12 protein-coding genes are annotated in these 17,081 nt (G+C 39.5%); 9 read left to right on the forward strand and 3 right to left on the reverse strand.

The features are described from left to right. The first annotated feature begins 95 nt into the window (after nucleotides 1-95). From SB49_RS03385 to SB49_RS03395, 3 genes are all read left to right on the forward strand, one after another. A complete protein-coding gene (locus tag SB49_RS03385; protein ID WP_062058820.1) occupies nucleotides 96-2,510 on the forward strand; it encodes a penicillin acylase family protein in 2,415 nt (804 codons plus the stop codon). Nucleotides 2,511-2,616: 106 nt separating this feature from the next. Then, nucleotides 2,617-4,152 (forward strand): YifB family Mg chelatase-like AAA ATPase, encoded by a 1,536-nt coding sequence (locus SB49_RS03390; protein ID WP_062053844.1) that lies wholly within the window; start codon nucleotides 2,617-2,619, stop codon nucleotides 4,150-4,152. A 103-nt stretch (nucleotides 4,153-4,255) separates the two neighbouring features. Beyond that, nucleotides 4,256-7,120: a M16 family metallopeptidase gene (locus SB49_RS03395; protein WP_062053847.1), complete on the forward strand. Its 2,865-nt coding sequence runs from the start codon at nucleotides 4,256-4,258 to the stop codon at nucleotides 7,118-7,120. Between the two features lie 513 nt (nucleotides 7,121-7,633). Here SB49_RS03395 and SB49_RS03400 read toward each other — a convergent pair. Beyond that, nucleotides 7,634-8,173, reverse strand: a complete 540-nt coding sequence (locus tag SB49_RS03400; protein ID WP_145758349.1) for a hypothetical protein — start codon at nucleotides 8,171-8,173, stop codon at nucleotides 7,634-7,636. Nucleotides 8,174-8,196: 23 nt separating this feature from the next. After that, entirely contained in the window at nucleotides 8,197-8,640 is a 444-nt protein-coding gene (locus SB49_RS03405; protein WP_062053851.1) for a hypothetical protein, read from the reverse strand. A gap of 284 nt (nucleotides 8,641-8,924) precedes the next feature. On the opposite strand from SB49_RS03405, the gene SB49_RS03410 reads away from it, so the two are divergent. Genes SB49_RS03410 through SB49_RS03430 form a run of 5 tightly spaced genes read left to right on the forward strand, consistent with a single transcriptional unit; the run spans nucleotide 8,925 to nucleotide 13,530 of the window. Continuing rightward, complete coding sequence (locus tag SB49_RS03410; protein WP_062053853.1) at nucleotides 8,925-10,025, forward strand: DUF2891 domain-containing protein; 1,101 nt, start codon at nucleotides 8,925-8,927, stop codon at nucleotides 10,023-10,025. Between the two features lies 1 nt (nucleotide 10,026). Beyond that, nucleotides 10,027-11,220 (forward strand): Nramp family divalent metal transporter, encoded by a 1,194-nt coding sequence (locus SB49_RS03415; protein WP_062053855.1) that lies wholly within the window; start codon nucleotides 10,027-10,029, stop codon nucleotides 11,218-11,220. Then, complete coding sequence (gene pxpA, locus SB49_RS03420; RefSeq protein ID WP_062053858.1) at nucleotides 11,221-11,964, forward strand: 5-oxoprolinase subunit PxpA; 744 nt, start codon at nucleotides 11,221-11,223, stop codon at nucleotides 11,962-11,964. Further along, nucleotides 11,961-12,698, forward strand: a complete 738-nt coding sequence (gene pxpB, locus SB49_RS03425) for a 5-oxoprolinase subunit PxpB (protein WP_062053860.1) — start codon at nucleotides 11,961-11,963, stop codon at nucleotides 12,696-12,698. Before pxpA ends, pxpB begins: the two co-directional genes overlap by 4 nt. After that, nucleotides 12,691-13,530 (forward strand): biotin-dependent carboxyltransferase family protein, encoded by an 840-nt coding sequence (locus SB49_RS03430; protein ID WP_062053862.1) that lies wholly within the window; start codon nucleotides 12,691-12,693, stop codon nucleotides 13,528-13,530. Before pxpB ends, SB49_RS03430 begins: the two co-directional genes overlap by 8 nt. A gap of 110 nt (nucleotides 13,531-13,640) precedes the next feature. Here SB49_RS03430 and SB49_RS03435 read toward each other — a convergent pair whose 3' ends face one another. Further along, nucleotides 13,641-15,020, reverse strand: a complete 1,380-nt coding sequence (locus SB49_RS03435) for an aldehyde dehydrogenase (protein ID WP_062053864.1) — start codon at nucleotides 15,018-15,020, stop codon at nucleotides 13,641-13,643. A gap of 355 nt (nucleotides 15,021-15,375) precedes the next feature. Between SB49_RS03435 and ilvD the strand changes: the two genes are divergently transcribed. Beyond that, nucleotides 15,376-17,052 carry a dihydroxy-acid dehydratase gene (gene ilvD / locus SB49_RS03440; RefSeq protein ID WP_062053866.1) on the forward strand — a complete coding sequence of 559 codons (1,677 nt, stop codon included), beginning with the start codon at nucleotides 15,376-15,378 and terminating at the stop codon, nucleotides 17,050-17,052. The last annotated feature ends 29 nt before the right edge of the window (nucleotides 17,053-17,081 follow it).

Genomic DNA, 17,081 nt, shown 5'->3' on the forward strand with positions numbered 1-17,081 from the left:
GATACCATGTTCAATTCCATAAATAAGGCTGCCAATGTGCGGCCTTTTTTATTTCTTGAAATTAAGGTTATCTTTCATTCCGTAAAAAATTGGAAGTGAATAGAACAAAAAAAGTTTTAGCAATTATCCTATTAGTTTTGGGGGTATTGGCCTTGGCCTTGATAATCTTTATCCAAACCCTAAGACCGGATTACAACGGAAAAAAGAAATTAAAAGGAATCTCGGAATCGGTCTCGGTTTATTTTGACACCTATGGGATTCCCCATATTTATGCTTCCAATGAATTGGATGCCATAAGGGCTTTGGGATATGTGCACGCCCAAGATCGGTTGTGGCAAATGGAATTGTTAAGAAGGATTGGGACAGGTGGCTTATCGGAGGTCTTTGGAAAAGATATGGTGGGGACAGATAAGTTTTTTCTCTCCTTGGGAATAGATGATGCCTCTGCAAAGGCTGTTACCGATTTGGATAAAAATTCTGAAGTGAATCAATTGGCAGAGGCCTATTTAGATGGAGTAAACCAGTTTATAGAGAAAGGACCCACCCCTGTAGAATTTTACCTTACAGGGCTTCAAAAAAAATCTTTTCAGGTAAAAGATATCTATAATACAGTGGGTTATATGGCTTTTAGTTTTGCCATGGCCCATAAAACAGACCCTTTGTTGAGCAATATCAAGGACAAATTAGGAATGTCTTATTTGATGGATTTGGGATTAGGGGTAAATAGTGATACGGAATGGATAAAAATTCACAAAGGTAATTCGTCGGATTCTATTCAAAATAAGTTAGTATCCTTATTGGAAAATTCGTTGAAGGGCTTGCCGTTTCCTCAGTTTATTGGAAGCAATAGTTGGGTTTTAGCACCCGAAAAAACCAAAAGTGGTAAGGTAATCTTGGCAAATGACCCCCATATTGGGTTTGCACAACCTTCCGTTTGGTTTGAGGCACACCTAAGCACCCCTACTTATGAGAAATATGGATATCACATGGCAGGAATTCCATTCCCTATTTTGGGACATGACAGAACCTTGGCCTATGGGATTACCATGTTTGAAAATGATGACATAGACTTTTACTACGAAAAAACCCACCCTTCCGACAGTACCCTATACAAAACTAATGAAGGTTGGGAAAAGTATCAGGTTTTCAGTAAAACGATCAAAGTTAAGGATGGTAAGGATATTGCGTTTAGATTTCAAAAATCCAAGCACGGACCTATTTTAAATGGAATAGCGGAACAGGTTAAGGGAGAACGCCCCATTGCTATGTCATGGATATATTCCCAAGAAGAAAATAAGGTGCTTGAGGCTTTTAATGGCTTGAGCCATGCTAAAAACATAAAAGAATTTCAAGCGGCTTTGCCCAATATTCACGCTCCAGGGCTCAATATTATGTATGGGGATGCCCAAGGGAATGTTGCTTGGTGGGCGACGGCAAAGTTGTATCAGTTGCCTGATTCGGCCAATACTAAATTCATCATGGATGGAGCTTCGGGGAAACATGAGGTTTTGCGTTATCTGGATTTTAAAGAAAATCCACAAGCCATAAATCCTCCTTGGCACTATGTGTATTCTGCCAATAACCAACCAGACTCCATAGCCGGGATGTTATATCCTGGATATTACTTGCCGGAGAATAGGGCTAAACGTATTGTACAACTATTGGAACCAAGGAGTGATTGGGATATGGCCGCTACCCAAAACATGATGCTGGATGTTACTTCTGCGGTGGATGCCAGTATTGCAATGGATCTGGTCAAAACAATGGATCTTTCTCAATTATCCCAGGACAAAATTGAAGTTCTGGAGCTATTGGGGCAATGGGATGGCAGTTACCCCTTAAAAAGTGTAGAGGGTACTCTCTACAACAGATGGGTCTATTTCTTCCTTAGAAACACCCTGGAGGACGAATTAGGGGAGGAGATGTTCCAACAGTTATTGGCCACTCATTTGATAAAACGGGCCATAGCACCTTTTGCTGCCAAAACAACATCGGTTTGGTGGGATAATACGTTTACCAAAGACAAGGCAGAAACAAAAGAGGATATAGTACGGCTGGCATTTGATGAGGCAATTGCATCTTTGAAAGCAGATTTAGGTGAAGATAGTGCCCAATGGACATGGGACAAAGTACATACGCTGGAACATGGGCATCCAATAGGACAGGTAGCATCATTGCGGCGTTTTTTTAATGTGGGACCTTTCCCAGTAATTGGCGCTAGGGAAGTAATAAACAATATGGGGTTTCCCTATGACAACACTAGATTTTATAAGGTGAATTCAGGACCGTCGACCAGACGCATTGTGGATTTTTCGGATATCGAAAATAGCAGAAGTATCCTTCCCACCGGACAATCAGGGAATCCGTTCAGTCCTCATTATGAAGACCAGGCAGAGATGTACATCAATGGCGAATTTCGTAAAATGATGATGAATGAACTGGAAATAAAAAAGACATCTGAAAACATTCTGATTTTCCAACCAACTAAACGCAAGAAAAGTAACAATTGAAGAACTTTTTTTAAAAAGAACAGCTACAAATTACACTTCTATTCATCGAAAATAGTAGATACCTAAAAATTTTAATTACTTTTAGGGAGAAACAAGTCTATTTTTTATGTTGTCAAAAGTTTATGGAAGCGCAGTATTTGGGGTGGAGGCCACCACTATTGTTGTTGAGGTGAATGTTGACAAGGGCATAGGGTACCATTTGGTTGGTTTACCCGATAATGCCATTAAAGAGAGTAATTATAGAATTGCCGCAGCCTTACAGAACAATGGATATAAAATTCCAGGCAAAAAGATCACTATTAATATGGCCCCAGCCGATATGCGCAAAGAAGGTTCGGCCTATGATCTCACCCTTGCCTTGGGAATATTAACCGCTTCCAATCAAATTAAATCAGAAAACATAGACAAATACATCATCATGGGAGAACTCTCCTTAGATGGTAGCCTGCAACCTATTAAAGGCGCCTTGCCTATAGCCATAAAGGCGAAAGAAGAGGGGTTTAAAGGGTTTATCCTGCCTAAAGAAAATGCGCGGGAAGCTGCAATTGTAAGTGATTTGGAAGTATATGGTATAGATAATATAAAGGAAGTCACTGCTTTTTTTGACAGTGAATCACCTTTAGAGCAGACCATTATAGATACTAGGGAGGAGTTTTATAAGAGCTTGGATTTTCCGGAATTTGATTTTTCGGATGTAAAAGGGCAGGAAAGCATTAAGCGCTGTATGGAAATAGCAGCTGCAGGAGGTCATAACATCATTCTTATTGGTCCCCCTGGAGCAGGGAAGACCATGTTGGCCAAGCGTTTGCCCTCTATATTGCCTCCAATGACCCTACATGAGGCCCTAGAGACCACCAAAATTCACAGTGTGGTGGGAAAGATCAAGAATATGGGATTAATGAACCAACGTCCCTTTCGGAGTCCACATCATACCATTAGTGATGTGGCATTGGTAGGAGGGGGCGCCTATCCACAACCTGGGGAAATCTCACTTTCCCATAATGGAGTTCTATTTTTGGATGAACTTCCTGAATTTAAACGTGGGGTCTTGGAAGTAATGCGCCAACCCTTAGAGGATAGGGAGGTCACCATTTCCCGAGCACGGTTTACGGTGACCTATCCCAGTAGTTTTATGTTAGTAGCGAGTATGAACCCTAGTCCCAGTGGTTATTTTAATGATCCCGATGCTCCGGTAACTTCTTCTCCGGCCGAAATACAGCGGTATTTGAGCAAGGTATCGGGACCTTTGTTGGACCGTATAGATATTCATATAGAAGTAACACCAGTACCCTTTGAAAAGTTGTCAGAAGATCGTAAAGGTGAGGGAAGTGTTGAAATAAGAAAGCGTGTTACTTCGGCAAGGGAATTACAGACCTTAAGGTTCGACGGTTTGGAACATGTACACTACAATGCACAGATGAATACCAAACATATTCGGCAGTACTGCAAACTGGACGATGCCTCAAAATCCTTGTTGAAAAATGCCATGGAAAGGCTGAACCTTTCTGCCAGGGCATATGATAGGATACTCAAAGTGGCCAGAACCATTGCTGATCTGGACAATTCCCAGGAAATTGATGGCAATCATATCGGCGAAGCTATACAGTACAGATCACTGGATAGGGAAGGATGGCTGGGGTAAAATGCTGATCTATGCGTATGTATAATACTATTTAACAGTGAATTATGGAATTTTATTAAGCGACAATTGTATATTTAAGAACAACTAAATTAAAAATCACCTTATGACATCAAAAATGAAGCTAAAATCAATTTTATTGGCATTTCTCAGTATGAGTTTTGTTTTGACTTCTTGCAAGACCGAGAAAAAGGTTGAAGAAACAGCAAAACTTTCCATCGATTTTGAAAAATACGAATTGGATAATGGTTTGGATGTAGTCCTCCATCAAGATAAAAGTGATCCTATAGTATCCCTTGCCATCCAATATGGGGTTGGTTCCAATAGGGAAAAAACCGGACGTACGGGATTTGCGCATTTGTTTGAGCATATGTTGTTCCAAGAATCGGAGAATGTAGGTCAGGACCAGTTCTTCAAAAAAATACAAGATGCCGGGGGAACCCTTAACGGAGGGACTTGGAAAGACGGTACCGTTTACTACGAGGTAGTTCCAAAAAATGCTATGGAAATGATCATGTGGCTGGAAAGCGACCGTATGGGTTATTTGATCAATACTGTTACGGAATCGGCCTTTAACAATCAGCAGGAAGTAGTACAGAATGAAAAAAGACAGCGAGTGGATAACAATCCATATGGGCATACAGGCTGGGTGCTGGACAAAAATCTATATCCGGAAGGCCATCCCTACAATTGGCAAGTAATTGGGGAACTTGTAGATCTCCAAAATGCCACCGTTGAGGACGTAAAGGAATTTTATGACCGTTTTTATGGTCCCAATAATGCCACTTTGGTATTATCAGGAGATTTTGAAACTGAAGAAGCAAAAGCTTTGATCGAAAAATATTTTGGAGAAATCAAAAGACGTCAGGAAGTTGTACCTATGGCTCCACAACCTGTAACGCTAACAGAAACCAAGCGATTGTACCACGAGGACAATTTTGCGAAAACACCTCAGCTTAACATGGTTTGGCCAACACCACAACAGTATACGGAAGACGCCTATGCCCTTGATTTCTTGGGAGAAATTCTGGGCAACGGAAAAAAAGCACCCCTGTATAAAATTTTGGTTAAGGAAAAGGATCTAACATCTAGGACTACAGCCTATAATAATGCACAGGAACTGGCAGGGGAATTTCAAATTAGTATCACCGCCAACAATGACAAGAGCTTGAAAGATGTAGAAGCCGGAATTTTTGAAGCCTTTGCACTTTTTGAAAAAGAAGGAGTTTCAGAAAGGGACATTGAGCGTATCAAGGCCGGATTGGAAACCCAATTTTACAATGGTATCAGCAGCATCTTGGGGAAAGGATTCCAATTGGCTCAATACAATGTTTTTGCCGGTGATCCAGGGTTCATAGAACAGGATATAGAAAACATTAAGAAGGTCACCAAAGAGGATGTCCTTCGGGTATACAATACCTATATCAAAGACAAACCTTTTGTCATGACCAGTTTTGTGCCAAAGGGAAAAATGGAGTTGGTAGCAGAGAACTCTATAAAGGCCTCCGTAGTAGAGGAGGAGATTAAAGAGAATGTGACCAAGGTAGTTGAAGACAGCAAAGAAGAAATTGTAAAAACGCCATCAAAGATTAATCGATCCGTTGAGCCAAATCAGGGAACAGCTCCTGCCTTGTCCATTCCTACTACCTGGACTGCTGAGTTAAGCAATGGGATGGATGTTTATGGTATTGAACAGGATGAAATTCCTACCGTAAACTTTAGTCTTGTCATAGAGGGTGGACATTTGTTGGATGACAAAAGCAAAAACGGAGTGGCAAATCTGATGACCGATATTATGATGGAGGGCACAGCCACTAAAACTCCAGAGCAATTAGAGGAGGAAATCGAATTATTGGGAGCCTCCATTTACATGTACACCACCAAAGAGTCCATTGTTATAAGGGGTAACGCCTTAACAAGGAATTTTGGGAAAACAATGAAGCTAATTGAGGAAATAATTATGGAACCTCGTTGGGATCAGGAAGAATTTGCAAGAATTAAAACAAAGACCATCAATAGTATTAAAAGGAATGAGGCCGACCCAAATTCAGTTGCGGAAAAGGTGTACGATAAATTGTTATATGGGGATGAACATATTTTTGGTTACCCAATCAGTGGTACCGAGGCTTCCATACAAGCTATTACCATAGACGATTTGAAAGCGTTCTATACCCAAAACTTTTCACCATCCATTAGTAAATTCAATGTGGTGGGGAAAATAGATAAGGCAACAGTCCTTGAGAACCTTAAAGATCTGGAAGCAAAATGGGCAGCCAAAGATGTAAATATCCCAGAATTCCCATTGCCTAGCAAGAGAGACAAGGCGTCACTCTATTTTGTGGATATACCCAATGCAAAGCAGTCAGTAATTAATATTGGGTATCTGGCCCTCCCAAGAACCGATAAGGATTACTATCCTGCTGAGGTGATGAACTATAAACTCGGAGGTTCCTTTTCTGGAACTGTAAATCTGATTCTACGAGAAGAAAAAGGGTACACCTATGGCGCCAGATCAGGGTTCAATGGCGGTAAAGTGCCGGGAACATTTACAGCTTCGTCAAGCGTGCGGACCAATACAACTGGGGAGTCAGTTCAGATCTTTAAAAATGAGATTGCCAAATATAAAAATGGAATAACGGCCGAAGATCTGGAATTCACTAAAAATGCCCTGATCAAATCCAACGCCCGTCGTTTTGAAACACAAAATTCCTTATTGGGAATGTTACAGGAAATGAGCAATTATAATTTGCCTAAAAATTATATCGAAGGCGAAGAACAGATTGTAAAAGGAATGACGTTGGAACAACACAAAGAGTTGGCGAATAAATATTTGGATGAGTCTAAAATGGCATATTTGGTGGTAGGTGATGCTGCAACCCAATTTGAACAGTTCGAAAAAATGGGGTTTGATGAAGTGTTGCTAGTGGACAAGGAAGGAAAGGAATTAAAGCCGATAAAAATTAAAATGTAAATATCAAAATAGATATGTTATAAAAAGGCACCCATCCAAGGGTGCCTTTTTTATTGAACAAACAAAATCCAACCAAGTAGTGGGTATAAAGATTAATAGTTACATTTGATATAGATGGACCATAGAATGCAAAAGATGCAAAAGGTATATAGAAAGAATGAAAAAGTAGTTTTTTTCTTCATAAGTAGGGCTTTATAAAGAAAACGATTTTTAATAATGAAGAATATTCTTACACTTTTAAAGGATCAAATATTCGTTAAGTGGTTGAATTATAAAATTTCGCATACTTCAGGTTAAAGAGCAAGTTCTAAATAATAGAAACATAGGATTAGTATAGGGACTCAAAATTGCTGGAAAGGGTACAAATTGTTTTTAGAAAATTCAATTAGTAAGAAACTATGCTATTTAAACATTCAAAGTAAGGACGAAAGATGATTTTTAAGACAGAATTAAAGAAAAAATGATTATTGGAAAGGGAGTATTATAAAGTCACGTTAATAATGTAGGATGCGACTAAGAGTTCTCATCCCTTATTTCTTGTGCAAAAACATCTTTAAAAATATAAATAGTAATTAAAAACACCCCCAATGTCAAAAGGGCAAGGGCATAGTCCCATTCTAAAAGCATAAAGAACCCTCCAGACATAATGGCTATGCTACCAAATACCATGATCAAGTTCCAAATGATAAGACTTGTATTCAATTTGTTGCTTTTATTTTCTTTGGAAAAGTAAGCAGTTCCTTCCAAGATGGCCCAAAGGATCAAGGAAATCACCAGTATGATTTGCGTATAAAGAGCGAAAGGCAAGTGGTAAATCTGTATCAGTCCATTGATCGACCAGAAAGAAATGAGTATTAATTTATTGTAGGCGAGAAAAGTTTTTTTTGGTTTGTTCCAAAATCGCAATGCATAGAGTGCCAATATACTTACAAAAGCTGCGGTAAGTATAGTAGAAGCCAATTGCCAATGTAGCATTTTAAAAATGAATCCCACTAGTAGAAAGCACATGGAAACTCTCAAGGGAATACTCAGAATTTTTTTATCGCTCTCCATCACTATTGGTTTTATCGGTTAACTCATATTGCCTTAATATTGGCCTTTAATCCTTCCATGATACCCAAGATGTTGTTCACCGTTTCGTTCAAGTAATATTTTATGACAACATGGGGAATACGTATGGTTGTAAATCCATTTTTAAATGAATGCATGGCCTCTTCCAAATCATTAATTGCCTGCTCATGGGTTATCATACTATATTCTGTATCTATCTCTATATTGAGTTTTACCCTAGATATAGCTACATCTACGGATTTTTTACCATCCCACCATTCCAACATGGGATGCACTCCTGCATTTTTAAGGCCATAATATAATTGTACGGCTTCCACCGGGGTATTGTTTTTATGGATGAGCTTTTTTAACTGAACAAAGTGCTTATCGCAAAGTTCAACTCCTAAGATGTCCATGGAATTTTTATGGTCTATATAACTCAGTTCTTTTTTACATTGTAAGCAAGTCATTAAAGTAGGTCAATTAAGGTTCGGGATTATTATAACCGTAATATTTTAGGAATATTATCTTGTAATGTCAACTTTTAGATGAACTGCAAACTTTTAGACGAACTACACTGTAATTGGTCATTTAAAGACTGTTTTTTACGCTGGTGAACGATATAGAAAAACAATATATTAGAGTGAAACTCTTCTAGAACCATGTCCTGTTCAAGAAAATGCACCTATTTCCCAATTTTAGATTCAAGGTATTATATGTACATTTAGTTTTTCTATAAAATAAATGTTCCCCCATGAAGTGTAAATGTACATTGTGCCTAATCTTTATAGCGTTATTTTTAAGTTGCAAAGAGGATCCTAAGCCTAAACTTCAGGAATCACCTATTTCCAAGAGCCCTATTTTAACTTTATCTGAGGCCAATATGCTGGCAGAACTGCCTTTGACTTGTTTAGAGGTCGAATACCCGAATAAACTTGGGCAAACCTTGAACGATTCAACGCATTTGAGAAGTCCAAAATCTTTACATCCCGCTTTCTTTGGGTGTTTTGACTGGCATTCGTCCGTGCACGGACATTGGTCCCTTGTTTCTTTGCTAAAACAATTTCCAGACCTTGGAAAGGCAGGGGTTATTCGTGAAAAACTAACGGAATCGTTATCGCAAGAAAACATAGCACAAGAAATGGCCTATTTTGAGATGACTGGGAACATTTCTTTTGAACGCACCTATGGTTGGGCCTGGGTATTGAAACTTTCGGAAGAATTACATACTTGGGACGATCCCATGGCAAAGGAATTGGAATATAACCTGGAGCCACTTACGAGATTCATTGTAGCATCTTATGAATCCTTTTTGCCAAAATTAATTTATCCTATTAGAGTAGGTGAGCATTCCAATACAGCTTTTGGACTTTCCCTCGCTTGGGACTATGCAGTTGCTGTCAATGATGTGTTATTGATGAAATCGATCAAAGATGCTGTAGACCGCTTTTATACTAATGATAAGGGCTGTCCCATGGAGTGGGAACCAAGTGGATACGATTTCCTTTCCCCTTGCCTGGAGGAAATTAATTTGGTGCGCAAAGTGTATGCCAAGGAAGCCTTCAAGAAATGGTTGGATACTTTTATGCCTCAGTTAAAAGACCCTGATTTTTGGTTGGAACCGGGTAAAGTAGCAGATAGGACCGACGGGAAACTGGTGCATTTGGATGGACTTAATTTTAGCAGGGCTTGGTGTTTATATGGAATTGCCGAAACACTGCCCGAATATGAACATTTAAAAAATATAGCAAATACCCATATCAACTATTCCCTGCCCAAAATAGTGGACGATAATTATGAGGGTACACATTGGTTGGGAACTTTTGCCCTGTACTCATTAAATAAAACCAAGTAATATGTTTAAAAAAATTGGTCCAGGTGTTTTGGTTGCCGCAGCATTTATTGGTCCGGGTACGGTTACAGCTTGCACGTTGGCAGGGGTGCAATTTGGTTTTACCTTGTTATGGGCCATGTTACTTTCCGTAATAGCCACCATTGTACTTCAGGAAATGTCGGCCAGATTGGGAATTATTACCCAAAAAGGCCTTGCGGACGTCATTAAAGAACAAATACAAATACCATTATTTCGAAATTTGGTTATCGGGATAATCTTGGGGGCCATTGTCATTGGAAACACCGCTTACGAAGGAGGGAATATAGGTGGGGCCACCTTAGGGTTAGAAGCTATTTTTGGAAGGGAATACGTCACCTTCTATCCCTTTATCATAGGGGCTATTGCATTTTCAATTCTGTATTTGGGAAATTATAAAATGTTGGAAAAGGTTTTGGTCACCTTGGTCATCGTGATGAGCCTTTCCTTTTTATTGACCGCAATCATCACCAAACCCAATATTCTTGAGGTCTTCCAGGGTATGCTTGTACCCACTATGCCAGAGAATAGTATATTTACCGTAATAGCGTTGGTAGGGACCACCGTAGTCCCGTATAATCTTTTTTTGCATGCTTCGTTGGTCAGTGAAAAATGGAAAACCAAGGAAGATTTGAAAACAGCCAGAAAGGATACCTTTATATCAATTACTTTGGGAGGAATGGTATCCATGGCCATTATCATAGCAGCTACTACTATTCCCAAAGGCGATATTTCTTCTGTTTTGGATTTGGCAAAAGGTTTGGAGCCATTGTATGGCAACGGGGCCAGGTATTTTATGGGAATAGGCTTGTTTGCTGCCGGTATTACTTCGGCAATTACCGCACCCTTGGCAGCAGCTTATGTGGTGAATAGCTGTTTTGGATGGAAAGCTGGCTTAAAAGACCTAAAATTTAAACTGGTGTGGATGACCATAATAATTTTAGGCGTCCTTTCATTGACCTTCGGTATTACCCCGATAGAAATTATACAATTCGCACAGGTAACCAATGGACTTTTATTACCTGTAATAGCCATCTTTTTAGTGTGGGTGGCCAATAAGGTAGCCATCATGGGATCCTACAAAAATTCAACTGCACAAAATGTACTTGCTATTTTTATAATTTTATTGGTTATACTTTTGGGAATGAAAAGTATTTTGAAGGTAGCTGGACTTTTTTAGATGGAAATGAAATTTATAGATATCAATTGTGACGTTGGGGAAGGAATAGGAAACGAAGAAGCTCTGTTTCCTTTTATAACCTCATGTAATATAGCATGTGGTGGTCATGCTGGGAATGAGCAGATCATGAATGAAATAGTGGTTTTAGCAAAAAAGCACCAAGTGAAAATTGGGGCCCACCCCTCGTATCCCGACAAAGATAATTTTGGACGAGTATCCATGTCCATACCTATTGAAGCTTTAAAAAGCTCCATTAGAGAACAAGTAACTGCCTTGGTTTCTATTTTGGAAACCCAAGGGTTGCACTTGCATCACATAAAAGCGCATGGGGCCTTATATAATGATATCGCCAAGGACAGAGCTTTGGCTTCTTTTTTCCTTGAAGCCGTAGAGCCGTTTAAGGAAGGGGTTTACCTATATGTGCCCTTTGAATCTGTTTTAGAGGAGGAAGCATTAAAGCGTGACTTTAAGACAATGGTGGAGGCATTTGGAGACCGAAATTATAATCCAGACCTTACATTGGTTTCAAGAAATTCCCCCAATGCTATTATCCAAGATCCCAAGGAAGTCTTGGATCATATTACGGAAATGGTTAAAAATAAAAGGGTTAAGACCTTGGAAGGGATAGCTCAAAATATTACAGCAGAAACCTATTGTATTCATGGAGATACCCCATCAGCATTACAAATATTAACGTATCTTTCAGAAGAATTGCCCAAACAACAGATCTATTTAAAAAAGTGAGCCCTTATATAATTTCTATTCGCCCTTTTGGGGATTTTGCCGTACTCGTTGAGTGGCCCAATATAGTTGAAGAGCAAATCTTGAACGATATCCTTGATTTTATTCACCATTTAAAAACCAATCACCTTAATGAAAAGGAATGGGAAATGGTCCCAGCCTATAATTCCCTGGCTCTTATTCATCGAGCAGGAAAAATAGAATATAAGACCTTCAGTAAAGAACTAAAAGAATGGTATTCCCAAAAATCAGGGGACTATGCAATAGAAAAATACCTTTGGGAACTACCAGTTTGTTATGAAGGGGATTTTGCGGTTGATTTGATGGAGGTAGCCGAAAAATTGGGCATGTCTCCGAAGGAAATCATTTCCTTGCATACAAAACATATTTACACGGTTTATGGCATTGGTTTTCTCCCAGGATTTATGTATTTGGGAGGATTGCCCCAATCCTTGGAAATTGTCAGAAGAGAAACCCCTAGGTTAAAAGTGGAACAAGGATCAGTTGGGCTCGCCGGAAAACAGACAGGGATTTATCCTCAAGAATCACCGGGAGGCTGGAACATTATCGGGAATTGTCCCGTTCCCTTGTTCAATAAGGATAATGAAAACCCTTGTTTTGTAAATGTTGGGGATAAAATTAAATTTTATTCCATCACCAAGGGAGAGCATGACCTGCTAAAATTACAAGGAGAAGTGGGAATTTATAAATTGAAAAAAACTAAGGTGGATGCTTAAGGTTATAAAGTCTGGTTTTTTTACAACAGTACAGGATACTGGCAGGTTCAACTATAGGAACAAAGGGGTGCCCATTAGTGGGGTCATGGACTCTTTTTCCTATGCCATTGTAAATATGCTGTTGGAGAATGATAAAAAGGCGGCAGTATTGGAAATTACCATGACCGGCCCAACATTGGAATTTGAGTTGGACACCTACATTGTTGCTGGGGGGGCAGAATTACCTATGAGCTTGAATGGCCAAACCATAAAAAATTTCAAGGTTCATAAGATTCAGGCTGGGGATATTGTTTCCTTTGGGAAACTGGACCATGGAATGAGGTCTTATTTGGCAATAAAAGAAGGTTTTAAAACACCTATTGTTCTTGGTAGCCGTTCCTACTATAAACCCTTGACCAAATCTTCTCGTATAAAGGAATATGATCAGTTACCATACGATGAATGCAAAAACTTTACCCCTAAATTACAAGAATTAAAAACACATTCTCTCCTTAAAGAAACAGTATTGGAGGTTTTTGAAGGACCAGAATACAGGTTGTTGACAGAGCAACAAAAGAAGACTTTGTTTGGGAATGATTTTACCGTTGCCAAAGAAAATAACCGAATGGCCTATCAGCTAAACGAAACCATAGATGGGCACGGAATCTCAATGCTTACATCAGCAACCCTTCCCGGAACAGTACAGCTGACCCCTTCCGGAAAAGTGATCATTTTGATGAAAGACGGTCAAACTACTGGAGGGTATCCTCGAATTTTACAGCTTTCAGAAAAATCTATTTCCATACTTGCACAAAAACGATATTTGGATGAGTTATCCTTTCAACTGATATAATCCTATAAACAATAGTGGAATTCCTTGAACAGATCTATACGTTAATATTTGTATATCTCGAAGTTTTCAAAGGTACCTGATCAAAACCATAAATTCTTAAAAAAGCTCTTCTACAGCAGATTCTTTAATTTTTTGGCAAATTTGATGGGCAATGAATAAGGGGGGTACCTAAAAGGAACATCCAACCAGGTTGCCCTATGCACAATGGGTTTGTGATGTGTGAAGAGTTCAAAGGTGGTTTTTCCATGGTAGGCCCCTATACCACTGCCACCAACGCCACCAAACGGTAACTTCTTATTGGCCACTTGTATGATCGTATCATTTATTGCACCCCCTCCAAAACTATATTTTCGGATAATCTTATTTTGAAATGTTTTGTTGTTCGAAAAAACATAGGTAGCCAATGGCTTGCCGTACTTATTTACCACCTTATGGATATCATCTTCAGTTTCATAGGAGAGAATGGGTAGGATGGGCCCAAATATTTCTCCATACATCAATTTGCTGTCCAAGTGTGGCTCGTCAACCAAAGTAATGGAGATGTAATTATCCTTCGAATCTGTTTCACCTCCGAAGAGAATAGTTTCCCCAACAAGCATATCCTTTAGATTATTGAAATGGGCAGCGCTTACCGTTCGGGCATAATCTGAAGAGTTTTTTAAATTTTTTCCGTATGCAGCCTCGATCATTTTGACTAAAGATTGTATAAACGCCTCTTTAATTGATTTATGGACCAAAATATAATCCGGGGCTATGCAGGTTTGCCCGGCATTTAAAAACTTTCCCCAGCAAATTCTTTTTGCCGCAAGGTCCAATGAACCTGTCTCATCAACAATACAAGGGTTTTTGCCTCCTAGTTCCAAAGTAACGGGAGTCAGATGTTTGGCCGCGCTTTCATATACAATTTGTCCGACCCGGGTGCTTCCCGTAAAAAAGATATAATCCCACCTTTCTTTTAAAAGATCTTGGGATGCCTCAACACCACCTTCAATGACCGTCACATGTTCTTTTGCAAAAACAGCAGTTATAATATTCTGAATGATTTTTGAGGTGTTAGGGGTTACTTCGGACGGTTTTAGCACCACAGTATTCCCTGCGGCCACAGCTCCTACCAATGGCAAAAGGGCCAACTGAAAAGGGTAGTTCCAAGGAGCAATGATGAGGACGGAACCATAGGGTTCCTTGTATATTTTATCGGTGGAAGGGAAGTTCAACCACGAAGAGGAAACACTTTTTGGTCGTGCCCAAGAATTTAGTTTTTTTAATACCAATTTTAATTCTGCCAAAACAAATTGCGTTTCGGTGGCCAGCGTTTCAAAATGGGGTTTTTTAAAATCAGCATAAATAGCATCGCAAATAGCATCTTCACGTTCTATAATCTCTTTTTGGAGTCTTTCCAGTGCTTCTCTTCTAAAAGTAAGATCTTTGGTTTCCTGGGTTAGAAAAAAATTACGTTGTGCTTGTACGTTTTTAGAAATTGTAGTGTTCATATCAAAATTTAATAAAACTTAGGGCCTTATCTTGTACAGATAAAAATAGCATTACAAGCTAATCAAAAAAATCAATTCCAAGCAGAACAGCAAGGGCTGTATTGTTTCAATTTATACATCATATCTAATGTAATGGCCTTATTTTGTATAATCTACAATAGTAAGTGTATAATGAAATTGTTGGATATGATAAGAATTACTATATTAACAATTTGATAATCAAGATATTAACTCCTTTATGGGGTAGTTGGATTTGAACCGATGAACTTTGTTAAAAGTTTGGGGTATATGAAACATTTATCTTTGAATGATAGAAGATTTACAAAAGAATTTAAGAATAGCAATATAAAGTTTAATGGAGCTCAACAAATACAGTAAGAACGTAACACAAGATCCTACCCAACCTGCTGCCCAAGCCATGTTACACGCCATCGGTCTTACCGATGCCGACCTGGCGAAACCACTTATCGGAATTGGAAGTACAGGATATGAGGGAAATCCTTGTAACATGCATTTAAATGATTTGTCCAAACATGTAAAAGACGGTGTAAATGCAGGGGGTGCTGTTGGCTTAATATTCAATACCATTGGCGTAAGTGATGGTATCTCCATGGGAACCTATGGGATGCGTTATTCTTTGCCTTCAAGAGATATTATTGCAGATTCCATGGAAACTGTAGTACAGGCTATGAACTATGATGGTTTGGTAACCGTAGTTGGCTGTGATAAAAATATGCCAGGAGCACTAATGGCAATGATAAGGCTTGATAGACCTTCTCTATTGGTTTATGGGGGTACTATCGCATCGGGCTGTCTCAATGGAAAAAAATTAGATGTCGTTTCTGCTTTTGAAGCTTGGGGGGAAAAGGTTGCAGGCACCATGAATGAAGAAGACTATAAAAGTGTCATCCACAATGCCTGTCCTGGTGCTGGAGCCTGTGGTGGAATGTATACTGCAAATACCATGGCCTCTGCCATAGAGGCATTGGGAATGGCCATGCCCTATAACTCTTCCAATCCGGCAACCGGAAAAGAGAAGAAGGATGACTGTGTCAATTCAGGGAAGGCCTTACAGAATTTATTGGAAAAGGATATTAAGCCCAGTGATATTATCACAAGGAAGTCTTTCGAGAATGCGATCCGTTTGGTTACTGTTCTTGGGGGATCCACGAATGCGGTACTACACTTTTTGGCAATAGCCAAGGCCGCAGAGATAGAATTTACGTTGGACGATTTCCAAAAAATTAGTGATACCACACCATTTTTGGCCGATCTAAAGCCAAGTGGAAAGTATTTAATGGAAGATGTGCACAGGGTAGGTGGTACCCCGGCAGTAATGAAGTTTATGCTTGAAAATGGGATGCTACATGGCGATTGCTTAACCGTCACTGGGAAAACAGTGGCTGAAAATCTCGCGGAAGTACCAAGCCTGTCAGATGGTCAAGATGTGGTAAGGCCATTGGATAACCCAATTAAGGCAACAGGACATATCCGAATATTGTACGGCAACCTTGCAGAAGAAGGATCCGTTGCAAAAATAACTGGGAAAGAAGGAGTATATTTTTCTGGCCCGGCCAAAGTATATGATGGCGAATTTTTGGCCAATGATGGAATACGAAAGGGAGAGGTGAAAAAAGGAAATGTTGTGGTTATCCGTTACGAGGGACCAAAAGGTGGACCAGGAATGCCAGAGATGTTGAAGCCTACAGCGGCCATTATGGGCGTTGGTCTTGGGAAGGATGTTGCTTTGATCACGGACGGTAGATTTTCAGGTGGTACCCATGGTTTTGTTGTGGGACACGTGGCACCGGAGGCGCAAGATGGAGGAACTATTGGCCTTTTGGAAGATGGGGATATCGTTACCATTGATGCTGAAAAGAATAGTATTAGTGTAGACCTATCGGATGATGAAATCCAAGCCAGAAAGGCAAAATGGCAACAACCACCTTTAAAAGTGAGTAAAGGAAGTTTATACAAATATGCAAAAATGGTTTCATCTGCCTCCCAAGGTTGTGTTACCGACGAATTTTAAAAAGGATCACTCCTATATTATGCAGTATA

This window comes from Sediminicola sp. YIK13 (assembly GCF_001430825.1).
In the GTDB taxonomy this organism is placed as follows: Bacteria; Bacteroidota; Bacteroidia; order Flavobacteriales; family Flavobacteriaceae; genus Sediminicola.